The sequence below is a fragment of the Streptomyces sp. NPDC001532 genome (genome assembly GCF_040298625.1).
Classification (GTDB): domain Bacteria; phylum Actinomycetota; class Actinomycetes; order Streptomycetales; family Streptomycetaceae; genus Streptomyces.
This window is the reverse complement of sequence record NZ_JBEPAL010000002.1, coordinates 104,206-128,581: the sequence shown is the minus strand read 5'-3', so window position 1 is coordinate 128,581 and position 24,376 is coordinate 104,206. Positions and strand designations below refer to the sequence as shown.

At 72.1% G+C, this 24,376-nt stretch carries 19 protein-coding genes; 13 read left to right on the top strand and 6 right to left on the bottom strand.

All coding sequences use genetic code 11. From position 1 onward, the window contains the following. Positions 1 to 5: 5 nt before the first annotated feature. Positions 6 to 1,058: an energy-coupling factor ABC transporter permease gene (locus ABT232_RS03190; RefSeq protein ID WP_351835095.1), complete on the bottom strand. Its 1,053-nt coding sequence runs from the start codon at positions 1,056 to 1,058 to the stop codon at positions 6 to 8. A gap of 155 nt (positions 1,059 to 1,213) precedes the next feature. Here ABT232_RS03190 and ABT232_RS03185 point away from each other — a divergent pair, with 155 nt between their 5' ends. Further along, positions 1,214 to 1,585 carry an SsgA family sporulation/cell division regulator gene (locus ABT232_RS03185; protein WP_351835093.1) on the top strand — a complete coding sequence of 124 codons (372 nt, stop codon included), beginning with the start codon at positions 1,214 to 1,216 and terminating at the stop codon, positions 1,583 to 1,585. Between the two features lie 58 nt (positions 1,586 to 1,643). Here ABT232_RS03185 and ABT232_RS03180 read toward each other — a convergent pair whose 3' ends face one another. The 3 genes from ABT232_RS03180 to ABT232_RS03170 form a co-directional block, all read right to left on the bottom strand. Then, a complete protein-coding gene (locus ABT232_RS03180) occupies positions 1,644 to 3,314 on the bottom strand; it encodes a penicillin-binding transpeptidase domain-containing protein (protein ID WP_351835091.1) in 1,671 nt (556 codons plus the stop codon). 137 nt (positions 3,315 to 3,451) lie between these two features. Continuing rightward, on the bottom strand, positions 3,452 to 5,074 hold the full coding sequence (locus ABT232_RS03175; protein WP_351835089.1) for a penicillin-binding transpeptidase domain-containing protein: 1,623 nt from the start codon (positions 5,072 to 5,074) through the stop codon (positions 3,452 to 3,454). 120 nt (positions 5,075 to 5,194) lie between these two features. Further along, positions 5,195 to 6,937 (bottom strand): dolichyl-phosphate-mannose--protein mannosyltransferase, encoded by a 1,743-nt coding sequence (locus tag ABT232_RS03170; protein WP_351835086.1) that lies wholly within the window; start codon positions 6,935 to 6,937, stop codon positions 5,195 to 5,197. Between the two features lie 62 nt (positions 6,938 to 6,999). On the opposite strand from ABT232_RS03170, the gene rsmI reads away from it, so the two are divergent. The 10 genes from rsmI to ABT232_RS03120 all read left to right on the top strand — a co-directional run bounded on the left by rsmI (position 7,000) and on the right by ABT232_RS03120 (position 19,977). After that, positions 7,000 to 7,860 carry a 16S rRNA (cytidine(1402)-2'-O)-methyltransferase gene (gene rsmI / locus ABT232_RS03165; protein ID WP_351835083.1) on the top strand — a complete coding sequence of 287 codons (861 nt, stop codon included), beginning with the start codon at positions 7,000 to 7,002 and terminating at the stop codon, positions 7,858 to 7,860. Positions 7,861 to 8,029: 169 nt separating this feature from the next. Next, a complete protein-coding gene (locus tag ABT232_RS03160) occupies positions 8,030 to 8,533 on the top strand; it encodes a hypothetical protein (protein ID WP_351835081.1) in 504 nt (167 codons plus the stop codon). A gap of 68 nt (positions 8,534 to 8,601) precedes the next feature. Next, on the top strand, positions 8,602 to 9,501 hold the full coding sequence (locus ABT232_RS03155) for a TatD family hydrolase (protein ID WP_351835078.1): 900 nt from the start codon (positions 8,602 to 8,604) through the stop codon (positions 9,499 to 9,501). A 525-nt stretch (positions 9,502 to 10,026) separates the two neighbouring features. Further along, positions 10,027 to 11,346: a resuscitation-promoting factor gene (locus ABT232_RS03150; protein ID WP_351835645.1), complete on the top strand. Its 1,320-nt coding sequence runs from the start codon at positions 10,027 to 10,029 to the stop codon at positions 11,344 to 11,346. Positions 11,347 to 11,405: 59 nt separating this feature from the next. Then, positions 11,406 to 12,296, top strand: coding sequence for a 16S rRNA (adenine(1518)-N(6)/adenine(1519)-N(6))-dimethyltransferase RsmA (rsmA, locus tag ABT232_RS03145; RefSeq protein ID WP_351835076.1), 891 nt, complete (start codon positions 11,406 to 11,408; stop codon positions 12,294 to 12,296). Beyond that, a complete protein-coding gene (locus ABT232_RS03140) occupies positions 12,293 to 13,195 on the top strand; it encodes a 4-(cytidine 5'-diphospho)-2-C-methyl-D-erythritol kinase (protein WP_351835074.1) in 903 nt (300 codons plus the stop codon). The genes rsmA and ABT232_RS03140 overlap by 4 nt, the downstream gene beginning before the upstream one ends. A 69-nt stretch (positions 13,196 to 13,264) precedes the next feature. After that, positions 13,265 to 15,070 (top strand): ABC-F family ATP-binding cassette domain-containing protein, encoded by a 1,806-nt coding sequence (locus tag ABT232_RS03135; protein WP_351835072.1) that lies wholly within the window; start codon positions 13,265 to 13,267, stop codon positions 15,068 to 15,070. A 214-nt stretch (positions 15,071 to 15,284) separates the two neighbouring features. Then, positions 15,285 to 17,090, top strand: coding sequence for an outer membrane protein assembly factor BamB family protein (locus ABT232_RS03130; RefSeq protein WP_351835070.1), 1,806 nt, complete (start codon positions 15,285 to 15,287; stop codon positions 17,088 to 17,090). 52 nt (positions 17,091 to 17,142) lie between these two features. After that, entirely contained in the window at positions 17,143 to 19,005 is a 1,863-nt protein-coding gene (locus tag ABT232_RS03125; RefSeq protein WP_351835068.1) for an outer membrane protein assembly factor BamB family protein, read from the top strand. A 264-nt stretch (positions 19,006 to 19,269) separates the two neighbouring features. Further along, the gene (locus ABT232_RS03120) at positions 19,270 to 19,977 is read left to right on the top strand and encodes a helix-turn-helix transcriptional regulator (RefSeq protein ID WP_351835066.1); all 708 of its coding nucleotides are present in this window, start codon (positions 19,270 to 19,272) and stop codon (positions 19,975 to 19,977) included. A 136-nt stretch (positions 19,978 to 20,113) separates the two neighbouring features. On the opposite strand, the gene ABT232_RS03115 is transcribed toward ABT232_RS03120, so the two are convergent. Continuing rightward, positions 20,114 to 20,473, bottom strand: a complete 360-nt coding sequence (locus tag ABT232_RS03115) for a hypothetical protein (protein WP_351835063.1) — start codon at positions 20,471 to 20,473, stop codon at positions 20,114 to 20,116. 20 nt (positions 20,474 to 20,493) lie between these two features. Next, positions 20,494 to 22,185 (bottom strand): sodium:solute symporter family protein, encoded by a 1,692-nt coding sequence (locus ABT232_RS03110; RefSeq protein WP_351835060.1) that lies wholly within the window; start codon positions 22,183 to 22,185, stop codon positions 20,494 to 20,496. Positions 22,186 to 22,348: 163 nt separating this feature from the next. Between ABT232_RS03110 and galT the strand changes: the two genes are divergently transcribed. Together galT and galE are read left to right on the top strand one after the other, a co-directional pair. Next, the gene (gene galT / locus ABT232_RS03105; RefSeq protein WP_351835057.1) at positions 22,349 to 23,407 is read left to right on the top strand and encodes a galactose-1-phosphate uridylyltransferase; all 1,059 of its coding nucleotides are present in this window, start codon (positions 22,349 to 22,351) and stop codon (positions 23,405 to 23,407) included. Next, complete coding sequence (gene galE, locus ABT232_RS03100) at positions 23,407 to 24,375, top strand: UDP-glucose 4-epimerase GalE (RefSeq protein ID WP_351835054.1); 969 nt, start codon at positions 23,407 to 23,409, stop codon at positions 24,373 to 24,375. The genes galT and galE overlap by 1 nt, the downstream gene beginning before the upstream one ends. Position 24,376 lies beyond the last annotated feature (1 nt).

The following is a 24,376-nucleotide window of genomic DNA, read 5'->3' as shown; positions in this document are numbered from 1 at the left end:
GCGGGTCAGACGTTCTCGACGACGGTGGAGGACGGCGAGGTGTCGCCGCCGCGGCGGCGGCGCACCGCCCAGAACACACCCGTGCCGGCGACGACGGTGAGACCGACGCCGATCACTCCGGCGAGCCCGCCGGAGAGCCGGGCGTTGTCGACGTCCTTGACGCCGTAGTCGGCGAGCGGGGAGTCGGCGTTGGCGTGGTCCTCCGCCTTCTTGTCGATGCCCTGGTCGGCGGCGACCTTCTCCAGGCCGTCGGGATCGGCGGAGGCGTAGAAGCTGACGAACCCGGCGAGCACCAGGGAGGCGGCGAGCCCGCCGAGCCACAGCTTGCGGTGGGAGGCACGGGCCGCCACGGCGACCTCGGGCGCGGGCGCGTCGACCAGTTCGCCACCGATCCGCAGCTTCAGCGGGCGGCGCAGGTCGCGGGCCCCGTACACCAGGTCGGGGCGTACGGCGATGACGGCGCCGACGGTCAGCGCGGTGATCGCGGCCTCGCCGATGCCGATGAGGACGTGCACGCCGACCATGGCGGTGGCGACCTTGCCGATGGAGACGTCGGTGGTGCCGCCGATCCAGTACAGGAAGGTGAAGGCGAGGGCGGCGGCCGGGACGGAGAGCAGCGAGGCGACGAAGGAGGCGGCGGTGACGGAGCGGCGGGTGCGCGGCAGCACCTTCACCAGGCCGCGGAAGACGGCGTAGGCGACGATCACGGTGACCACGGCCATGTCGGTGATGTTCACACCGAGCGCGGTCAGACCGCCGTCGGCGAAGAGGATGCCCTGCATGAGCAGGACAACGGATATGCACAGGACGCCGGTGTAGGGGCCGACGAGTATCGCGGCGAGCGCGCCGCCGAGCAGATGTCCGCTGGTGCCGGCGGCGACCGGGAAGTTGAGCATCTGGACGGCGAAGACGAACGCCGCCACGAGGCCGGCCAGGGGCGCGGTGCGCTCGTCCAGCTCACGGCGGGCGCCGCGCAGGCTGACGGCGACGGCGGCCGCGGCGACGACTCCGGTGGCTACCGAGGTGGGGGCGTTGATGAATCCGTCGGGTACATGCACCGTTCGATGATAGTGGCTTAATGCGAACGTCTTGCAAGAGCGACAGGATCTCGTCGCAGACCGCTTCCGCAGGCGTAAAACCAAAGATATGGGACATTGGAGTGGAAGCGGATTCACAGCTTCCCAACAGGTCACGCTGGGTTAGGGGCCGTCCGATGTCTGTAGTCGAGCAGTACGCGCGAGCCCACATCGTCACGGACACGGACGTCCGGGTGGACGACGAACGAGGAGCGGTTCCCGTCGTCCTCCGCTACGACCCCGACAGTGACCCGCGCTCGGTCCGGATAGGCCTGCCCGGCGTCCACTCCGGCACCCGCGAGTGGACCTTCGCCCGCTCCCTGCTCGAACAGGGCCTGCGCGCACCGGCCGGCTCCGGGAACGTCCGGGTGTGGCCGTGCGGACGGGTGCAGGCCGTGGTGGAGTTCCACGACCCGCACGGCGTCTCGGTGGTGCAGTTCGACACCAAGGCGCTGATGCGCTTCCTGCGCCGCACCTATCTGGCCACCCCGGTGAGCACCGCCCACTGACGGCACGGCACCCCTGGGACAGCCGGACAGCCGGACAGCCGGGCAGCCGGCGGCCGGATCAGCCGCCGACCTTCAGCAGCGACGCCACGATCGGCCCCGCCGTCTCGCCGCCGTGCCCGGCCGCCTGCACGACGCCCGCCGCCGCCAGGTCGTCGCGGTACGCCGTGAACCACCCGTTGGGCTTCTTCTGGCCGTCGACCTCCGCCGACCCGGTCTTCGCGCCGACGTCACCGCCGACCCCGGCCATCGCCTCCGCCGCCGTCCCGTACGCCGCCGTGTAGGACATCAGGTCCCGCAGCTGCGCCAGCGTCGACGCCGACATCGTGCGCGAGGCCGTCGCCAGCCGCCGCCCGTCCACCGACGGGGCCACCAGATACGGCTGGCGGAACACGCCCGACTTCACCGTCGCCGACACCGACGCCATGTTCAGCGGGTTCATCCGCACCCCGCCCTGGCCGATCAGCGAGGCGCCCATCTGCGCCTGGGACTGCACCGGCACCGAGCCGTCGAAGGTGGGCACCCCGACCGCCCAGTTGTTCATCGACAGCCCGAACACCTGCTGGGCCTGCTTGGTCAGGTCGTCGTCCGCCAGCTCCGGGGCCTGGCTGATGAAGGCCGTGTTGCAGGACCGCGCGAAGGCCGCCTTGAAGGTGCCGCCCTTGATCTCGAACTTGTCGTCGTTCTGGAACTTCCAGTGGCCGTAGGTGAAGTACTTCGGGCACGGATGCGCCTTGTCGGCGGAGGCCAGCCCCTTCTCGATCAGCAGCGAGGCGGTGATGACCTTCATCGTGGAACCGGGCGCCAAGGAGCCCTGGAAGGCGGTGTTGAAGCCCTGCGAGGAGTTGGCCACCGCCAGGATCTCGCCGGTCGAGGGCCGCAGCACCACCACCGAGGCGCGCGCCCGCGCGGCGACCTGGCGCTCCGCGGCCGACTGGAGCTTCGGGCTGAGCGTCGTGCGCACCGTGCCCGGCGTGCCCTCGCTCAGCTCCACCAGCGTCTTGTCGGACAGCTTCTTCGCCTCCGACGCCTTGCCGCGCACCACCCGCAGCTCGACGCCCGCCGTGCCGCCCGCCGTCTTGCCGTACTTCTCGCGCAGCCCGTCGAGGACCGGCGCCAGCGAGGGGTACTTCTCGGGGGTCAGCTCGCCGCCGTCCCGGTCGAGCGCCTTCACCGGCGGGGTGCCGGCCTCGCCGGTGACGAGCGTGTCGCCCTCCCGCAGGTCCGGGTGGACCACCGCCGGCGCCCAGTCGACCAGCGGCTCCCCGTCCGAGGCGCGGCGCACCACGGTGAGCGCGCTGTCGTACGCCAGCGGCTTGCTGGTGCCCTTGTGGCTCACCGTGCCCTTCACCGAGAACGGCACCTTGTCGCCGGTGCGGACGCCGGGGGTGAGGGTGACGTCCTTGATACGGGCCGTCTTCGTCCAGCCGGTGAGCAGGGCCTTGGCCGCGGCGGTGTCGTCGGTGGCGGCGGCCGCCCGGCCCGCTTCGCCCCGCTGCCAGGCGGTGAGGAAGCGCTCGGCCGCGCCGGTGACCTCGGCCTCGGACAGCGGCCCCGTCCTGACGGCCTTGGTCCGCGCCTCCGCGGTCGCCGCAGCGTCCTCGGCGGCCGCGCCGCCGCCGAACAGCGCGTAGGCGCCGAGCCCGGCACCGCCGACGACCGCGGCGATCACTGCGCCGACGACGACGGGACTCGTCTTCCGCCGCTCGGCGACGCGCCTTCTGTTGCCCACTGCTTCTTCGAACCTCCGCGCCGTCCCCGGTGCTCCGGGGCCCCTCAGCCGTGGGGCACCCACGGCCCCACCGACCTCACAGCCTTCACCGTCCCCAACGACGGCACCACCCCGGAGTCCCGCCCCGACGGGTGAGATCAGCCACCTGCCCGCAGTACGTCCACCACGATCGGCCCCGCCGCGTCACCGCCGCGTCCGCCCTGCTGGGCCATGGCGGCCGCCGCGACGTCGTCGCGGTAGCCGGTGAACCAGCTGTTGGCCTTGGCCTGGTCGTCCACCTCGGCGGACCCCGTCTTCGCGCCGATGCTGCCGCTCAGCTTCGACATCACGGGGGCCGCGGTACCGCTGGTGGCGGTGCGGTTCATCATCACCCGGAGCTGCTGGACCGTGCTCGCGTCCAGACCGCGCGCGGTGGCCAGCTCCCGGTCGTCGAGGGCCTGCGGCACGATCACCGGCTGCCGGAAGGCACCCGTCGACGCGGTCGCCGTCACCGACGCCACGTTCAGCGGGCTCATCTGCACCTGGCCCTGGCCTATCAGATTGGCCGCCTTGTCCGGGCCGCCGGCGGCCGGCACCGAACCGTCGAACGACGGCACGCCGACGTTCCAGGTGCGGCCGATGCCGAACCGGTCCTCGGCCTCCCGGGTGAGGGAGTCGACCTTCACCTCGTCGGCGAACTTGATGAAGGCGGTGTTGCAGGAGCGGGCGAAGCTGTCCGCGAGAGTGGCGCTCGTGTTCGGCTCCAGACCCGGCAGGTTGCCGAAGGTCTGGCTCTCCGAGATGGCTGTGGGCGGGCACGGCGCCGGACCGTTCATGCTGGTCAGGCCGGTGTCTATCAAGGTCGCGGCGCTGAGGATCTTCATGGTGGAGCCGGGCGCCACCTGCCCGAGGAACGCGGCGTTCCAGCCGTCCTCGCGGTTGTTGGCGACCGCCAGCACCTCACCGGTGCTCGGCTTGACGGCGACCACGGACGACTCCGCGTACTTCCGCACCGCCTTCTCGGCGGCCGCCTGGACACGGGCGCTGAGCGTCGTCGGCAGCTCGCCGGCCTTGCCCTCGGCCAGCGTCAGCAGCGGTGTGTCGGCCGCGCCGGTCCCTTCGGCGTGCCGCACCACCAGCTCCACGCCCGGAGTGCCGCCGGCCTTGTCGCCGTAGCGCTTGCGCAGCTCGTCGAGGATCGGGCCGAGCGAGGGGTACTCCTCCCCGGTCAGCACGGTGCCGTCGCGGTCCACCGCCTCGATGGGCGGGCTCGCCGACTCGCCCGTGACCAGCGTGTCGCCGTCCTTCAGCCGGGGATGGACGACCGAGGCGTCCCAGTCGACCAGCGCCCGGCCGGTGGTCACCCCGCGCACCACGGTGAGCGAGCTGTCGTAGGCCAGCGGCTTCGACCGGCCCTCGAAGGACACCGTCCCCTTCACGGAGAACGGCACCGTGGCGCCCTGGGCCTTGCCCGGCGTGATGCTCACCCCGGTGATGTGGGCCTCCGAGCCGAACGCGGTCAGCAGCGGCTCGGCCTGCTCGGCGTTGTTGGTGTACGACGCCGCGGTCCGCCCCTGCGCCTTCTCCCAGGCCGCGAAGAACTTCCGCGTGGTGTCCTCGACCTCGTCACCGCTCGGCGGCCCGCTCTTCACCGTGTCGGTGCCGCCGGATCCCCCGTCGCCGTTCAGCGCGGACACGATGTTGAACACCCCGTACCCCGCACCGCCGACCATCACGGCGAACACCGTGCCGACGACGGCCCCCTTGACTCCCTTGCGCATGACGCGCCCCCTCCCCGTTGTGATCCCTCGCACTGTAGGGGCGGGTGGTGACAGCGGGGACGCGAGTTTCCCTGATTGTTAGCTACACACATCCGGTCCGACGGCCCTCACGACAGCCCGTCAGACCCAGGTGTCCAGCCACATCCGCGACCGCCAGTCGTCGATCGGGATGGCCTGGCCGGTGTGGATCGGCCAGAAGTAGATGAAGTTCCAGGCGATCAGCAGCACCAGCACCCCCGCGCTCGTCGCCCCCGCCACCCGGCGGGTCTCGCCGGAGCCGGGCGGGCCGATCAGGGCGCCCAGGAGCATCGCCACCGCCAGGCACAGGAACGGCACGAAGACCACGGCGTAGAAGAAGAAGATCGTCCGCTCCTGGTACAGGAACCACGGCAGATAGCCGGCCACGACGGCGCACGCGATCGCGCCCGCGCGCCAGTCGCGGCGGAACAGCCAGCGCCACAGCACGTACAGCAGCGCGAAACAGGCCACCCACCACAGCATCGGCGTGCCCAGCGCCAGCACCTCGCGCGCGCACTTCTCGCCGGCGTCCGTGGGGCAGCCGTCCACGCCGGGCGCGGGCGACTCGTAGAAGTACGACACCGGGCGGCCGCTGACGATCCAGCTCCACGGGTTCGACTGGTAGGTGTGCGGCGAGGACAGGCCGACGTGGAACTCGTACACCTGGTTCTCGTAGTGCCACAGGCTGCGCCACCAGTCCGGGAACAGCCAGGACCAGCTGCTGTCCTTGCCGTCGGTGGCGGCCCAGTTGCGGTAGTAGCCGCCGGTGCCGTCGCTCGGGGAGAGGATCCAGCCGGTCCAGCTCACGATGTAGGTGACGACCGCGACCGGCACCGTCGACAGGAACGCCCAGCCCAGATCGCGCCGGAGCACCGCGAGATACGGCTGCCGCGCGCCCGCCACCCGGCGGGAGCCCACGTCCCACAGGACCGTCAGCACCCCGAACGCGGCCAGGATGTACAGCCCGTTCCACTTGGTGCCGATGGCCAGGCCCAGCATCAGCCCCGCCAGCAGCCGCCAGGGCCGCCACCCGAGGCGGGTGTGCTCCGCCGCGTACGCGTCCGGACGGACCCGGCCGTCGGCGTCCACCGGGAGTGCCGCGGCCAGCCTCGCGCGCGCCTTGTCGCGGTCCACCACCAGGCAGCCGAACGCGGCCAGCACGAAGAACATCAGCACGCCGTCGAGCAGCGCGGTCCGGCTCATCACGAAGTGCAGACCGTCCACCGCCAGCAGCGCGCCCGCCAGGCAGCCCAGGAACGTGGAGCGGAACAGCCGCCGGCCGATCCGGCACAGCATCAGCACCGACAGCGTGCCGAGCAGCGCCGTCATGAACCGCCAGCCGAACGGGTCGAACCCGAAGATCAGCTCGCCCAGCCCGATGACGTACTTGCCGACCGGCGGATGCACCACGTACGCCGCGTCCGCCGGGATGTCGACCTTGCTGCCCAGGTCCAGGACCAGGCCGTTGGCGTTCTTGTCCCAGTTGACCTCGAAACCGCGGTGGACGAGCGCCCACGCGTCCTTGGCGTAGTACGTCTCGTCGAATATCACCGCCTTGGGGCTGCCCAGGTTCCAGAACCGCAGCACACCGGCGAACAGCGTCACCAGCAGCGGTCCGAGCCAGCCGGACCAGCGCACGATCCGGGTGGCGAGCCCGTGCGGCACCCCGAGCGCCGCCCACAGCCGCGGGCTCGGCTCGGCGTACGGCGGCACCAGACGGTCCCGGACGTCGCCGCCGGGCTTGGCGAGGTGGCCGAAACGGCGCAGCCGCCGCTGCCACGACTGCCTCGGGTCGGGGGCGGCCTGGTCCTGCCGGGTGTCCGTGGAGGACGCGGTACTGGTCACCGCGCCATCGTAGGGAACGGCGCTGTGTGAGTCCCGTGCATGGCCCCTGCGAGGATGGAACCGTGACAGACACTCCCGGAACCCTGGTCCTCGCCGGCACCCCCATCGGCGACATCTCCGACGCCCCGCCCCGGCTCGCCGAGGAGCTGGCCGGGGCCGATGTGATCGCCGCGGAGGACACCCGGCGGCTGCGGCGCCTCACCCAGGCGCTGGACGTCACCCCCAAGGGCCGCGTCGTGTCGTACTTCGAGGGCAACGAGTCCGCCCGTACGCCCGAACTGGTCGAGGCGCTGCTCGGCGGCGCGCGCGTACTGCTCGTCACCGACGCGGGCATGCCGTCGGTGTCCGACCCCGGCTACCGGCTGGTCGCGGCGGCCGTGGAGCGGGACGTGCGGGTCACCGCCGTGCCCGGCCCGTCCGCGGTGCTCACGGCGCTCGCGCTGTCCGGGCTGCCGGTGGACCGCTTCTGCTTCGAGGGATTCCTGCCGCGCAAGGCGGGCGAGCGGCTGTCGCGGCTGCGCGAGGTCGCCGAGGAGCGGCGCACGCTCGTCTACTTCGAGGCCCCGCACCGCCTCGACGACACGCTCGCCGCGATGGCCGAGGTCTTCGGCGCCGAGCGGCGCGCCGCCGTCTGCCGTGAGCTGACCAAGACGTACGAGGAGGTCAGGCGCGGCCCGCTGGCGGAGCTGGCGCGGTGGGCGGCCGAGGGGGTGCGCGGGGAGATCACCGTGGTGGTCGAGGGCGCGCCCGAGCGCGGGCCGCAGGAGCTGGACGACGCGGAGCTGGTGCGCCGGGTGCGGGTGCGCGAGGAGGCGGGGGAGCGGCGCAAGGAGGCCATCGCGGCGGTCGCCGTGGAGGCGGGGGTGCCGAAGCGGGTCGTCTTCGACGCGGTGGTCGCCGACAAGCGGTCGTCCGCCGGCTGAGTCCGCCGGCGGTGTTCCTCATCCGCCGGTAAAGCGGTTCGGGTGTTTCTGCAAGAGACGGCCAAAAACGGTTCAACAGTGGACAGTTCGCGTGCCTTCCCGGCCGGGCGGCGCTCCACTGGGTGACAGGGCCCCAACGGCCCTTCTCCAGCGGACACTTGGAGCCGGTATGAGCGAGATCGCCGGGCACACCCGCCTGCGTGGCGGGGCGACCGCCGTCGTCCACGAGTCGTACTCCTTCGCCTGTATGCGCTGCGGGCACGCGTGGGAGCAGTCGTTCGAGATAGAGCACCACGTCGATGCCGGGGGCCGCGCGTTCGTGCGGTACGTGGCGGACGGGCGGATCGTGCCGTCGCCGCTGAGCCGGCCGGGCTGCCGCAACTGCGACGGGCACCTGGTGCGGATCATGCGCGCCGGGCAGGTGTCCTCGGCCCTGAGCGCGGCCCGGACCCGGCCGCACCGGCCCGCGGAGCCCGCTGGACCGGCGGAGGCCAGGGGATCGGAGGAGGTCGGGGGATCGGCGGGGGCCGGGGGATCGGAGGAGGCCGGGGGATCGGCGGAGGCCGCGGAGCCGGCTCAGGTGCCGGTGCCGGTGCCGGTGCCGGCGGTCGCGCGGGAGCACCACTGGCACCTGTCCGACCTGCTGCACGTGTTCCAGCGCCGCGCGAGCTGAGCACGCCGCCCGTCACGAAAGCGATCAAGCCCGTGCTGCGAGGCATGCCCCTTTCGTAGGATCGGGGCATGTCTTCCCACGACGCGGCCCCGCCGCTGCCCGAGCCCCTTCGGGTGCCGGTCGCCGACTCCCACACCCACCTCGACATGCAGTCCGGCACGGTCGCCGAGGCACTGCTCAAGGCCGAGTCCGTGGGCGTGACGACGCTCGTACAGGTCGGCTGCGACGTGCGCGGCTCCCGGTGGGCGGCCGAGACCGCCGCGGCCTACGAGAACGTCCACGCGACCGTCGCCCTGCACCCCAACGAGGCCCCGCGCATCGTCCACGGCGACCCTGGGGGCACCTCCCAGCCCCCTGGGGCTGGGGGAGGCTGGTCCCGGCAGGGCGCCCGCGAGCCCGGCGGAACGGCCGGACTGGACGAGGCGCTGGCCGAGATCGACCGGCTGGCCGCGCTGCCCCAGGTCAAGGGCGTCGGCGAGACCGGCCTCGACCACTTCCGCACCGGGCCCGAGGGCAAGGAGGCGCAGGAGGCCTCCTTCCGCGCCCACATAGAGATCGCCAAGCGGCACGGCAAGGCGCTGGTCATCCACGACCGCGAGGCCCACGCGGACGTGCTGCGCGTCCTGAAGGAGGAGGGCGCGCCGGAGCGGACGGTGTTCCACTGCTACTCCGGGGACGCCGAGATGGCCGAGATCTGCGCCCGCGCCGGGTACTTCATGTCCTTCGCCGGCAACGTCACCTTCAAGAACGCCCAGAACCTGCGGGACGCGGTGGCGGTGGCCCCGCCGGAGCTGCTGCTCGTCGAGACCGACGCGCCGTTCCTGACGCCGGCGCCGTACCGCGGACGGCCCAACGCCCCGTATCTCATTCCGATCACGGTGCGCGCGATGGCCGAGGTGCGCGGCATGGACGAGGACGCGCTGGCGACGGCTCTCGCGGCGAACACGGCACGCGCCTTCGGCTACTGACGGACAACTCGCCGGTAACGCTCACAAGGGTTCACCTCAGGCCCCGCGCGACGGTGCGTAGCCGCGTCGCTTTGGAGAGTGACGGACGCTCCGCTAGGTTCTGGGGGCCCGATCGGACCCCCGGGCCCCCTCTCTGGACCCTCTGGCCCCCTGGAGTGTGTCGGCGTGAGCAGTTCGCAGTACGCGCGGGACGCGCGATATGGCTACGGCGCCGAGTACGCGCCGCAGTACGGCGGCGACGGCGTGGGCATGACGGACGGCCCGCCCGGTCCGTCCCCGGTCCACGAAGGCTTCGATCCGCACTCCGCGGAGACGGTGGATTATGGGACGGCGTTCGAGGCGCCGGCGTACGAGGACACCTACGCGCCCGCCTACGAGCGGTGGCCAAACGGGCCCGAGGTCCAGCGGTGGCCGGACGGGCCCGAGGTGCAGCGGTGGCCGGACGTGCCCACGCACGGCTACGGGATCGCGCCCGCGCAGGCGTTCGGCGGCGCCCCCGCCCCCGCCTTCCACGACGCGCCGACGATGACGTTCGGTGACGTCGGCCACCCGCCGGCGTTCGCCCACGACACCACCGCCCCCACGATCCGTACCGCCCCCACGATCCACACCGCCCCGACGATCCACACGGCCCCGTTCCACCTCGCGCCGACGATCCACCTCACCCCCGCCCCCGCGCCCCCGGCCGCCGTACGCGCCGGAGCGAACAGACGCGCCGCACGCCGGCGCCGGGCGCGGTACGCCGAGCGCGCGGACGGCTCCATGCGCCGGCTGCTCCCGCGGGCCCTGGTCGTCGCCTTCCTCGCCGGCGGCACCACCGCCTTCGTCGCCGAGGACAAGGCGATCGAGCTGAGCGTCGACGGCACCCCGCGCACCCTGCACACCTACGCCGACGACGTGACCGAGCTGCTCGCCGACGAGGGCGTCGCCGTAGGGGCGCACGACGTGGTCGCGCCCGCCCCCGGTACCGCGCTCACCAGCGGCGACGAGGTCGTGGTGCGCTACGGGCGCCCCATCCGGCTCACCCTCGACGGACACCGGCGCGAGGCGTGGACGACGGCACGCACGGTGGACGGGGCGCTCAGAGAACTGGGGGTGCGCGCGGAGGGGGCATACGTCTCCACCTCGCGCTCCCGGCGCATCGGGCGGGAAGGCCTCACTCTGGACGTCCGCACCGAGCGGTCCGTCACGATCATGGCCGACGGCCGCGCCCGCACCCTCCGCACCAACGCCGCGACCGTCGGCGAGGCCGTCGAGCAGGCCGGGATCACCCTGCGCGGCCAGGACACCACCTCCGTCCCGCCCGGCAGCTTCCCGCGCGACGGGCAGACCGTCACCGTGCTGCGGATCACCGGCGGCAGGGAGGTGCGCGAGGAGCGGATCCCGTTCCAGGTGCGGCGGATCGAGGACCCCGCGGTGTTCCGCGGCACGGAGGTCGTCGAGCAGGCCGGTCAGCCGGGCCTGCGCCGGGTCACCTACTCCCTGCGGACCGTCAACGGCGTCCGGCAGAAGCCGCGCCGGATCCGCACCGAGGTGGTGCGCGAGCCGCGGACCCGGGTGGTGAAGGTCGGCACCAGGCCGCTGCCGACCTCCGTGCGGGGTGCGGACGACCTGGACTGGCAGGGGCTCGCGGTGTGCGAGTCCGGCGGCCGGCCGGACGCGGTCGACCCGTCCGGCACGTACGGCGGGCTGTACCAGTTCGACACCCGCACCTGGCAGAGCCTCGGTGGCTCCGGCCGCCCCCAGGACGCGCCCGCCGCCGAGCAGACCCTGCGGGCGAAGAAGCTGTACACCCAGCGCGGGGCGAGTCCCTGGCCGCACTGCGGCGCCCGGCTCCAGGGGTGACCACCCGCCTGGCACCCGCCACGGCCGACCCGCCCCCCGCACCCCCGTACCCTGGTGCCGTGAGCAGCCCCACCCCCGACGCCCTGCTGGGCCCCGCCGACATCCGTGAACTGGCGGCCGCCCTCGGCGTCCGCCCCACCAAGCAGCGCGGCCAGAACTTCGTGATCGACGCGAACACGGTCCGCCGTATCGTCCGCACCGCCGAGGTGCGGCCCGACGACGTGGTCGTCGAAGTCGGCCCGGGGCTCGGCTCGCTCACCCTGGCCCTGCTGGAGGTGGCCGACCGGGTCACGGCCGTCGAGATCGACGACGTGCTGGCGTCCGCGCTGCCGGCGACGATCGCCGCGCGGATGCCGGAGCGCGCCGAGCGGTTCGCGCTGGTGCACTCCGACGCGATGCACGTCGCCGAACTGCCCGGCCCGGCCCCGACCGCGCTGGTCGCGAACCTGCCGTACAACGTCGCCGTGCCGGTCCTGCTGCACATGCTCGAGACCTTCCCGAGCATCGAGCGCACCCTGGTGATGGTGCAGGCGGAGGTCGCCGACCGGCTGGCCGCGGAACCCGGCAACAAGGTGTACGGCGTGCCGTCGGTCAAGGCGAACTGGTACGCCGAGGTGAAGCGGGCCGGTGCGATCGGCCGCAAGGTCTTCTGGCCGGCCCCGAACGTCGACAGTGGACTGGTCTCCCTGGTCCGGCGGACCGAGCCGATCACCACCAGCGCCTCCCGCAAGGAGGTCTTCGCGGTGGTCGACGCGGCCTTCGCCCAGCGCCGCAAGACGCTGCGGGCCGCGCTCGCCGGGTGGGCCGGTTCGGCGGCGGCCGCGGAGGCGGCGCTCGTCGCGGCGGGCGTCTCACCGCAGGCGCGCGGCGAGTCCCTGACCGTCGAGGAGTTCGCCCGCATCGCCGAGCACAAGACGTCCGCCCGCACCGAGGAGCCCGTGCAGCAGTGAGTGTCACCGTCCGCGTCCCGGCCAAGGTCAACGTCCAGCTCGCGGTCGGCGCCGCCCGCCCCGACGGCTTCCACGACCTGGCGAACGTCTTCCTCGCGGTCGGCCTCTACGACGAGGTCACGGTCACGCCCTCGCCCGACGGGCTGCGCGTCACCTGCGAGGGCCCCGACGCCGGCCAGGTGCCCCTGGACCGCACGAACCTCGCCGCCCGCGCCGCCGAGGCGCTGGCCGCGCGGTACGGCCGTACCCCTGACGTGCACCTGCACATCGCCAAGGACATCCCCGTCGCGGGCGGCATGGCGGGCGGCAGCGCGGACGGCGCGGGCGCGCTGCTCGCCTGCGACGCGCTGTGGGGCACCGGCGCCAGTCGCGAGGAGCTCCTGGAGATCTGCGCCGAACTCGGCAGCGACGTGCCGTTCAGCCTGGTCGGCGGGGCGGCGCTGGGCACCGGGCGGGGCGAGCGGCTGACCGCGCTGGAGGTCGGCGGCACCTTCCACTGGGTGTTCGCGATGGCCGCGCGCGGACTGTCCACACCGGCCGTCTTCCGTGAGTTCGACCGGCTCGGCGCGGGCACCGACATCCCCGAGCCCGTCGCCTCCGCCGACCTCCTGGCCGCCCTCGCCAAGGGCGACCCGGACGCGCTCGCCGCGACCGTCACCAACGACCTCCAGCCCGCCGCGCTCTCCCTCTTCCCGGAACTGGCCGACACCCTGGCGGCGGGCCGCGCCGCCGGCGCCCTCGCCGCCCTGGTCTCCGGCTCCGGCCCCACCACCGCCTTCCTGGTGCGCGACCCCGCCGCCGCGGCGAAGGTCGCCGAGGCCCTGCGCGCCTCCGGAACCTGCCGCACGGTCCGTACCGCCTCGGGCCCCGCACCCGGTGCGACGGTGCTCGGCGGCTGAGGCCGGGCAAGGACGGCCGCCGCCCCGACTACCCTGGAAGGTCGAGCGATCCCCCGGGGCAGGAGAAAAATGGCCGTCAACCTGGTCAATGTCGAGAACGTCAGCAAGGTGTACGGCACCCGTGCCCTGCTCGACGGCATCTCCCTGGGCGTCTCGGAAGGGGACCGCATCGGTGTCGTCGGCCGCAACGGCGACGGCAAGACCACCCTGATCCGGATGCTCGCCAGGCTGGAGGAGGCGGACTCCGGCCGGGTCACCCACTCGGGCGGACTGCGGCTGGGCGTGCTCACCCAGCACGACTCCCTCGACCCGGAGGCGACCGTCCGGCACGAGGTCATCCGGGACATGGCCGACCACGAGTGGGCGGGCAACGCCAAGGTCCGGGACGTGCTCACCGGACTGTTCGGCGGGCTGGACCTGCCCGGCTTCCCGCAGGGCCTGGACACCGTCATCGGCCCGCTCTCCGGCGGTGAGCGCCGCCGGATCGCGCTCGCCAAGCTGCTCATCGAGGAACAGGACCTGATCGTCCTCGACGAGCCCACCAACCACCTCGACGTCGAGGGCATCGCCTGGCTGGCGAAGCACCTGCGCGAGCGCCGCTCGGCACTCGTCTGCGTCACCCACGACCGCTGGTTCCTCGACCAGGTCTGCACCCGCATGTGGGACGTCCAGCGCGGCGACGTCTACGAGTACGAGGGCGGCTACTCCGACTACGTCTTCGCCCGCGCCGAACGCGAGCGGATCGCCGCGACCGAGGAGGCCAAGCGGCAGAACCTGGTCCGCAAGGAGCTGGCCTGGCTGCGCCGCGGCGCCCCCGCCCGCACCTCCAAGCCGCGCTTCCGGGTGGAGGCCGCCAACGAACTGATCAAGGACGTGCCGCCGCCCCGCGACAGCAGCGAACTGATGAAGTTCGCCTCCTCGCGGCTCGGCAGGACCGTCTTCGACCTGGAGGACATCACCGTCCAGGCCGGCCCCAAGGTGCTGCTCAAGCATGTGACGTGGCAGCTCGGCCCCGGCGACCGCATCGGCCTGGTCGGCGTCAACGGCGCCGGCAAGACGACCCTGCTGCGCGCCATGGCCGAGGCCGCCCGCACCGAGGGCGAGGCCCAGCCCGCCGCGGGCCGGATCACCGTGGGCAAGACGGTCAAGCTGGCCTACCTCTCCCAGGAGGTCGCCGAACTCGACCCCGACTGGCGGGTCCTGGAGGCCGTCCAGCGGGTGCGCGAGCGCGTCGACCTGGGCAAGGGCCGCGAGATGACCGCGGGCCAGCTGTGCGAGACGTTCGGCTTCGGCAAGGAGAAGCAGTGGACGCCCGTCTCCGACCTGTCCGGCGGTGAGCGGCGCCGGCTGCAACTGCTGCGCCTGCTCATGGACGAGCCCAACGTCCTCTTCCTCGACGAGCCCACCAACGACCTCGACATCGAGACCCTGACCCAGCTGGAGGACGTCCTCGACGGCTGGCCCGGCTCGATGATCGTCATCTCCCACGACCGGTTCTTCGTCGAGCGCACCACCGACCGCGTGTTCGCCCTGCTCGGCGACGGCACCCTGCGGATGCTGCCGCGCGGCATCGACGAGTACCTGGAGCGGCGGCAGCGCATGGAGGAGGCGGCCGCGGCCGCCGTCGCCCCGGCCGCGCCCCGGCCGGCCGCGGAGAAGAGCGCCGCCGACCAGCGCGCCGCGAAGAAGGAACTCCAGAAGATCGAGCGGCAGTTGGACAAGGTCTCCGAGCGGGAGACCAAGCTGCACGCGCAGATCGCCGAGAACGCCACGGACTTCGCGAAGGTGGCCGAACTCGACGCCGAACTGCGGGAGCTGGCGAACCAGCGCGAGGAGCTGGAGCTGCGCTGGCTCGAACTCGCCGAGGACGCGTAGCCGGCGTGAAGGGCGCGTGAAGGCGCGTAACGACGGCATCACGGGCCGGTTCTCCCTTGGGCACAGGGGAGGATCCGGCCCGCTCCGCTGTCGGTGGCGGGTGATAGAAAGGGCCCTCTGAGAACCGTCTGAGAACGTCTGAGAATCACGGGTGTGGCGGAAACGCAGCGCCACCGGGGCGCGGCGCCACATCGGTCACAAGGGGGAACCGCAGATGACCCAGCCGCCCAACCAGCCGCCGCAGCCGGGCGGCTTCGGCGCCCCGCAGGACCCGCGGCAGGGCACGCCTCCCCCGCCCGCGCAGCCGCCGCAGACCCCGCCGCCCCCGCAGGGCGCCCCGCCGCAGCCCGGTTACGGCTACCCGCAGCAGCCCGGCCCGTACGGCACCCCGCAGCAGCCGGGCCCCTACAACGCCCCCGGCCCCTACGGCCAGCCCGCCACCCCCGGCCCCTACGGCCAGCCCCAGCAGGCCGGTTACCCGCAGCAGCCCGGCCCGTACGGCCAGCCCGGCCAGCAGCCCGGCTACGGCTACCCGCAGGCCCAGTTCCCGGGCGCCCCCGGCACCCCGCCGCCCGGCCCCGGCTCGCGCAACCCCTTCAAGGGCAAGCCCGCGCTCGCCATCGGCGCGGCCGTGGTGGCGCTGCTGCTGGTCGGCGGTGGGGTGTACGCGGTCGCGGCCGGTGACGACGACGGCGGCACGAAGGAACCGGTCGCCGAGAAGAGCGACGACGCCAAGCCCACCGCCACCGAGGCCCCGGTCGACCCGGGCGACGGCAGCGGCGACGGCGGCGAGGACCCGGACAACCTCAACGAGGGCCGCCAGGCGGGCGAGTCGAAGGTGCTCTGGTACAAGGAGGCGCCCGACGCGCCCGGTTCCGGCGCCGACGCCCCCGGCATGTGGATCACCGACAAGACGGCGGTGAAGGCCGCGTACAAGGAGGTCGTCGCCTACGACGTCGGCGACGGCAGGCCCACCTGGGACCCGATCGTCCTCCCGCAGAAGATCTGCGCGGTCACCCCGCAGAAGACGGCCGACGACAAGATCGTCGTGGCGTACATGAGCGGCGCCAGCGACCGGGCCGAGTGCAACAAGCTCCAGCAGATCGACCTGGCCACCGGCAAGAAGGGCTGGAGCGGCGAGGTCGCCGACGGCGCGCTGTTCGACAGCACCATCACCATCGAGCTCTCGCTGGCCGGCAACACCCTGATGGTGGGCCGCTCGCAGTCCGGCACGGCGTACGACGCCACCACCGGCAAGAAGCTGTACGACAAGAAGAAATACGGCGACTCCTGCTTCCCGGCCGCGTTCGCGGGCGGCTCCCGGCTGATCCAGGTCGCCTCCTGCGGCGCCGCAACCGACGACGAGCACGACGAGATCCAGGAGCTGGACCCGAAGACCGGCAAGGTCAAGTGGACCTTCGCCTACGAGAAGGGCTGGCGGATCGGCCGCACCTTCTCCGTGGACCCGTTGGTCGTCTACAGCACCAACGAGGACAAGGACACCTGGAACATCGCCACGTTCACCGGCAGCGGGAAGATCCGCTCCCAGGTCGACATCAAGGACAGCATCGCCCCCGAGTGCGGCTGGGCCGTCCTCCAGCGTGACCTGACCGGCTGCCTCGGCGTCGCCGTCGACGACAGCACCCTCTACCTGCCCACCGAGGCCACCGCCGCCGCCAACGAGATCGTCGCGATCTCCCTGGCCGACGGCAAGGAGAAGTGGCGCGTCGAGTCCCCGGCGGACGAGACGATGCTGCCGCTGAAGGCCGAGGGCGGCAAGCTCGTCGCCTACGTCGAGCCGTCGTACGACGCGGGCGGCCAGGTGGTGTCCATCGCGACCACCGGCAAGAGCCACAAGCCGACGAAGCTGCTCCAGAACCCGCAGGGCGCGGCCGACGTCGAGAACGGCTTCTTCTCCCGGGACATCGACTGGGTGGACGGGCGGCTGTACCTCTCCACCACGCGGCTGACCGGCGACGACGAAGCCAGGGAGAAGCTGATGCTCGCCTACGGCAAGTGACGCGCCCCGCACTCCTTCCACCCGGCCGATCCGTCCCCGAGGTAGCCACGCCATGACCCAGCCGCCACCCCCGCCGCCCCACCAGCCCCCGCAGGGGGGAGGTTCCGGCGCGCCCCAGGACCAGCCCCCGCAGCAGCCGCCGCAGCCGGGCGGTTTCGGCGCCCCGCAGACGCCGCCGGCCCCGCAGCCGGGCTACGGCTACCCCCAGGCGCCCCAGCCGCCCCAGGGCCCCCCGCAGACCCCGCCGGCCGGCTACGGCTACCCGGGCCAGCAGCCCGGCCCGTACGGGAACCCCGCCACCCCGCCCGGTCCCTACGGCGGCCCGCCCACCCCGCCCGGCCCCTACGGCGCCCCGCCGCCGACGGGCCCTTACGGCCAGCCCGGCCAGCAGCCCGGCTACGGCTACCCGCAGCCGGGCATGCCGCCGCACCCGCAGGCGACCGCGCCGACGGGCGGCGGGCGGAAGTTCAACGCGCAGCTGGCGATCATCGTCGCCGCGGTCGTGGCGATCGCCCTGATCGTCGGCGGCGGCGTCTGGTACGCCAACTCCGGTGAAGACGGCGGCAAGGAGAACACCGCGACCTCCGGCGGCGGCACCGGCGGCGACGGCAAGGGCGACTCCGGCGGCACCGGCGGGACCTCGTCCAACGGCTCGGAGAAGGTCCCCGGCAACACCGCCGCCGAGGTGCTGTTCCAGATCCCGCAGCCGAAGGTCGACGAGGACGACACCGTCGTCGTCGAGGGCTCCTGGCTCACCGACAAGGTGTACGCCAAGAGCGGCATCGCCGAGATCGTCGGCTACGACCCCGCCCAGGGCACCAAGCTGTGGACGATCAAGCTGCCCGGCCCGGTCTGCCAGGCCAGCCGCAAGATGACCGAGGACAACAAGACCGCGGTGCTGTTCCAGCCGAAGATGCCGGCGAAGAACTCCTCCGAGGGATGCAGCCAGATCGCCGCGATCGACCTCGACACCGGCAAGAAGCTGTGGACGAAGACCGCCAAGTCCGGCGACCAGGTGATCAACCTGGACAACGTCACCGTCAGCGGGTCCACCGTCGCCGTCGGCAGCACCAGCGGCGGCGCCGCGTTCGACATCGCCTCGGGCAAGGCGCTGTGGAGCCCCAAGCCGGCCGACACCTGCTACGACGCGGGCTACGGCGGCGGCCCCAAGCTGGTCGCGGTGCGCAAGTGCGGCCAGTACGGCGAGCGCGAACTGCACATCCAGACCATCGACCCGAAGTCCGGCAAGGTGATCTCCGAGTACAAGATGACCCGGGGCATCGAGTACGCCAGCGTGGTGTCGACCGACCCGCTGGTGGTGGCCGCCGACGTCGGCGACTCCGCGGGCGACGGCTCCGGCATCTCCGACTTCTTCTCCATCGACAACAAGACCGGCGAGCTGCGCAACCGCATCTCCGCGCCGGGTGACACCTACGCCGCCGAGTGCGACGGCATCTCGCGGATCGAGGACTGCGCGGGCATCGCCGTCGGCAACGACCGGCTGTACCTGCCGACCGAGGAGGAGGACACCACCTCCGGCAAGTACGGGCGGGCCAACCAGATCGTCGTCTTCGACCTGGCCACCGGCAAGCAGACCGGCCAGCGCGGCGACTCCGGCGACGGCTACAACATCTACCCGCTGCGCATGGACGGCGCCAACGTGATCGCGTACAAGCGGCCGCCGTACGACAAGGGCGGGCAGATCGTCAGCCTCGACGGCGGCACCTTCAAGGAGACCAAGCTGCTGGAGAACCCCTCCACCGAGGCGGTGCGCGACGTGGAGACCAGCATGCTGCCGGAGTTCGCGGAGATCCTGTACTCCCAGGGCCGGCTGTTCATGGCCGACGTCTACGCCAGCGGTTCCTCCACCGGCGGCCAGGAGTACCTGGCGATCGGCTTCGGCGCGACCGGCTGACCCGACCGCCGCGTGCGACCGCCGAGCGCGGCGCACGCGCCGGAGTGCACGACCCCGTCCCAGCTCAGGGGCGGGGTCGTGCGCGTACCGCTCAACACCCTCGAAAGAGCGGAATTTCGGCGTTCCGGGGCACTTCTCATCAGTAGGGGCAGCGCGACGTCGAACAAGCGTGTAGCTTCCGGGGGCATGAAGGGCGCGGGTGCCGGGGGGCCCCGCGCGGTGGGCATCCACAGGGGCGTCCACTGGGGGACTGGGGGTTGCTCGATGGGAGTGCGGCTCATGGTGGTCGACGACCACCGTCTGCTCGCCGAGGCGCTGGCCTCGGCGCTGAAGCTGCGGGGACACCGGGTGCTGGCCGCGGCCGCGCCCGCCGCGGGGGCGGCGGAGCTGGTGATCACGCGGGCGCCGGAAGTGTGCCTGCTGGGCACGGCGGCACCGGCGGAGCCGGGCACCTTCGATCCGGTGGTGCGGATCAAGCGGGAGCGGCCGCAGGTGGCGGTCCTGGTGCTGGGCCCGGTCCCGTCCCCACGCGGCATCGCGGCGGCCTTCGCCGCCGGGGCCTCCGGGTACGTCCGCCACGACGAGCGGATCGAGGGCGTCGAGCGGGCGATCATGAAGGCCAGGTCGGGTGAGGCGGCCGTCGCCCCCGCGCTGCTCCAGGGCGCCTTCGGCGAACTGCTCAACCCCGCCGCCCAGCCGGACGACGAGGGCCGCCGGCTGCTCCAGATGCTCACCCCGCGAGAGATCGAGGTACTGGTCCGGGTCGCCGACGGTGAGGACACCCGGCTGATCGCGGCCGGCATGGGCATCGCCCCGTCCACCGCCCGCACCCATGTGCAGCGGGTGCTGATGAAGCTCGGCGTCGGCTCCCGCCTGGAAGCGGCGGCCCTCGCGGCCCGCACCGGCCTCCTGGACCACGCAGGCCCCCTGCGCCCCTCACTCCCACCCCAGACCCCCCACCCCGAACCCTGAGCGGCACCGGGCCGCACCCGCCCACCCGCCCACCCCCCTGCACCCGACGGCGACGGCCGGCTCGGACGCACGCGGGGGCCGGAGCCCTGGACAGGGCTCCGGCCCCTGTTGCCCGGTGTCGGGGTTCAGACGCGGGTCATTCCGTCGGTTCGCGTTCCTCCGGGACGGCGGCCGGGGGTGGCGGGGCCGTGGGGCGGAGTTTGAGCCAGGCGAGGAAGAACAGCCCGAGGGCCAGCATGGCCAGTCCGGTCCACAGGTTGATGTTGACGCCCTGCGCCTTGTCGATCGCGGCGTCGTCGTCGGTGAGGCCGGCGATGGTGACGATCACGCCGTAGACCACGAACAGTCCGCCGATGATGCGCCGGATGTCGAAGAGCCGGGCGGCCGTCGCCGACTTGCCCTGGAGCTCGGTGACCTCGCGCTGGACGTCCTGCTCGGAGTAGCCGGGGTGCCGTGGGTGCCGCGGGTGCTCGGGGTGTTCGGGGTGTTCAGACATGCTCTCTCCATCCTCCCGCGTCAGAACGAGAACGGGATGTAGCAGGCGGCGGCCAGGATGACCGCGCCCCAGCCCAGCAGCGCCGGCCTGCGGTACCAGGCGTCGTCGCCCTCGGCGGGCGGCTCCGACATGCCGGGGGAGCGGGTGCCGTAGACCAGCCCTTGCAGTTCCGCCGCCGGCTTGGGCGCGGTGAACAGCGAGACAGCCACCATGACGACCGCCCCTGCGACGAATCCGGCGATCGCGGAGACGAAGTTGGCGCCCTGGTCGGAGGGGATGTCGACGATGTCCTGCTTGTAGAGGACGAAGTAGTTGACCATCGCGGCGGTGGTGCCGGCGATCAGGCCCCAGAAGCCGGACTTCATCGACGCCCGCTTCCAGAACATGCCGATGATGAAGACGACGAACATCGGCACGTTGAAGAAGGAGAACAGCGTCTGGAGGTAGCTCATGATGTTCGAGAACGACGAGGCCAGGAACGCCGTCCCGATCGAGGCGAGCACGCCGATCGCGGTGATGAGCCGCCCGAACCGCACGTAGTAGCCGTCCTCGCGGTCCGTCACCACGTATTTCGCCCAGATGTCGGTGGTGAAGACGGTGTTGAAGGACGAGACGTTGGCCGCCATGCCCGCCATGAACGCGGCCAGCAGACCGGTCACCGCGATACCCAGCACACCGTTGGGCAGCAGTGCCTCCATCAGGTACGGGATGGCGTCGTTGTACTGCAGGTCGGACTCGGGGGTGCCGATCTGCGGCACCAGCGCGGCCGCGACCAGGCCCGGGATCATCACCAGGAAGACGATGAAGATCTTCGGGTAGGCGGCGATCAGCGGGGTGCGCTGGGCGGCGGAGAGGTTCTTCGCGGACAGCGCGCGCTGCACCTCGGCGAAGTTGGTGGTCCAGTAGCCGAAGGACAGCACGAACCCGAGGCCGAGCACGATGGTCAGCCAGTTGGCGCCGAGCGGGTTGTCGCTGCCGATGCCGGTGCCGCCCCAGGAGGTCATGAAGTCGGCGCCGTGCTGGTCGGTGAGCTTGTCCGACAGCCCGTCCCAGCCGCCGACGCTCTTCAGGCCGAGCACGGTGATCGGGATGAGCGCGGCGAGGATCACGAAGAACTGGAGCACCTCGTTGTAGATCGCCGAGGAGAGGCCGCCGAGGGTGATGTACGCCAGCACGAAGAAGCCGGCGACCACGATCGCCACCCACTGCGGCCAGCCGAGCAGCGCCTCGACGACGATGGCGAGGGCGTACAGGTTGACGCCGGCGATCAGGATGGCGGCGCAGGCGAACAGGATCGAGCTGAGCAGGTGCGCCGCTCTGTCGAAGCGCAGCAGCAGGAACTCGGGGACCGAGCGCACCTTGGAGCCGTAGTAGAAGGGCATCATCACCAGGCCGAGGAAGACCATGGCCGGGATGGCGCCGATCCAGTACCAGTGCGTGGTGTAGACGCCGTACTGCGCGCTGTTGGCGGCCATGCCCAGGATCTCGGTGGCGCCGAGGTTGGCGGCGATGAACGCCAGACCGGTGACCCAGGCGGGCAGCGAGCGGCCGGAGAGGAAGAAGTCGAGGCTGGTCTTCACCGATCGGCGAGCGGCGAAGCCGATGCCCAGCACGACGAGGAAGTAGATGCCGAGGATCGTGTAGTCGAGCCAGTTCGTGGGGAGCCGTAGCTCGGCCGCCAGCTCTGCGGCGGCATGTGTGGGGGTCTGCATAAGTACTCGCTTCGTTGCGCGAACTGATCCGTGGCGGAACCTATGCCTCCGCGTTCAGCAATTGAACACTTATGTTGATGCTCTTTGTTTGATTGTGATGTTGACGGTTGTGGTGAGTTGTGTTTCGATGTGTTTGGTTCTGTTTGATGGATGGGTGGCAGTCATGAAGAAGACCTCGACCCGGCTGGCCGACGGTCGTGAGCTGATCTACTACGACCTGCGGGACGACAGCGTCCGTGACGCGGTCGACCGCCGTCCGCTGGACCGCACCGTGACGACCTCCGAGATCCGCCACGACGAGCTGCTCGGCGACTCGGTCGCCATCGCCTCGCACCGGCAGGGCCGCATCTACCACCCGCCGGCCGACGAGTGCCCGCTGTGCCCGTCCGAGGGTGAGCGGCTGAGCGAGATCCCCGACTCGTCCTACGACGTCGTCGTCTTCGAGAATCGTTTCCCCTCGCTGGCCGGCGACTTTGGCCGCTGCGAGGTCGTCTGCTTCACCTCCGAGCACACCTCGACCTTCGCCGAGCTGAGCGAGGAGCAGGCGCGGCTGGTGCTGGACGCCTGGACCGACCGGACGTCGGAGCTGTCCCATCTGCCCTCCGTGGAACAGGTGTTCTGTTTCGAGAACCGCGGCGCCGAGATCGGCGTGACCCTTCAGCACCCGCACGGCCAGATCTACGCCTACCCCTTCACCACCCCGCGCACCGCGCTGATGCTGCGTTCGCTCGCCGTCCACAAGGAGGCGACCGGCGGGGAGAACCTGTTCGACGCCGTCCTGGAGCGCGAGCTGGCCGGCGAGCGGATCGTCCTTGAGGGTGAACACTGGGCGGCCTTCGTGCCGTACGCCGCGCACTGGCCGTACGAGGTCCACCTGTACCCGAAGCGCCGGGTGCCCGATCTGCTCGCGCTCGACGAGGAGGCGCGCTCAGAGTTCCCCCAGCTCTATCTGGAACTCTTGAGGCGCTTCGACCGGATCTTCGGCGAGGGTGAGCCTCCGACGCCGTACATCGCCGCCTGGCACCAGGCGCCGTTCGGCCAGTTGGAGGAGTTCGACGGTGTCACGCGGGACGACTTCGCGCTCCACCTGGAGCTTTTCACCATCCGACGGACTTCCGGCAAGCTGAAGTACCTCGCGGGTTCCGAATCCGGCATGAGCGTGTTCATCAACGACGTGCCGCCGGAGCGCGCGGCCGAGCGACTGCGAGAGGTAGCGAGTTGATGAGCGGTAAGTACCTGGTCACGGGCGGCGCTGGATACGTCGGCAGCGTGGTCGCCCAGCACCTGCTGGAGGCGGGTCACGAGGTCACCGTCCTCGACAACCTCTCCACCGGCTTCCGCGAGGGCGTCCCCGCCGGGGCGGCCTTCGTCGAGGGCGACATCCGCGACGCCGCCAAGGTGCTCGACGCCTCCTACGACGCCGTCCTGCACTTCGCCGCGTTCTCGCAGGTCGGCGAGTCGGTGGTGAAGCCGGAGAAGTACTGGGACAACAACGTCGGCGGCACCATGGCGCTGCTCGCCGCGATGCGCGAGGCGGGCGTGCGCAGGCTGGTGTTCTCCTCCACCGCCGCGACCTACGGCGAGCCGGAGCAGGTCCCGATCGTGGAGACCGCCCCCACCCGCCCCACCAACCCCTACGGCGCCTCCAAGCTGGCCGTCGACCACATGATCACCGGCGAGGCGAAGGCGCACGGCCTGGGCGCGGTCTCGCTGCGCTACTTCAACGTGGCCGGCGCCTACGGCGCGCACGGCGAGCGGCACGACCCCGAGTCGCACCTCATCCCGCTGGTCCTCCAGGTCGCCCAGGGCCGCCGCGACGCCATCTCGGTCTACGGCGACGACTACCCGACGCCGGACGGCACCTGCGTGCGCGACTACATCCACGTCGCGGACCTGGCCGAGGCCCATCTGCTGGCGGTGCGCGCCGCGCAGCCGGGCGAGCACCTGATCTGCAACCTCGGCAACGGCAACGGCTTCTCGGTCCGCGAGGTCATCGAGACGGTCCGTCAGGTCACCGGCCACCCCGTCCCGGAGGTCACCGCACCGCGCCGCAGCGGCGACCCGGCGGTCCTGGTGGCCTCCGCCGACACGGCCCGCGAGAAGCTGGGCTGGAACCCGTCCCGCGCGGACCTCGCGGGAATCGTGGCGGACGCGTGGGAGTTCGCGCAGAACATCACAAGGGAGCGGTGAG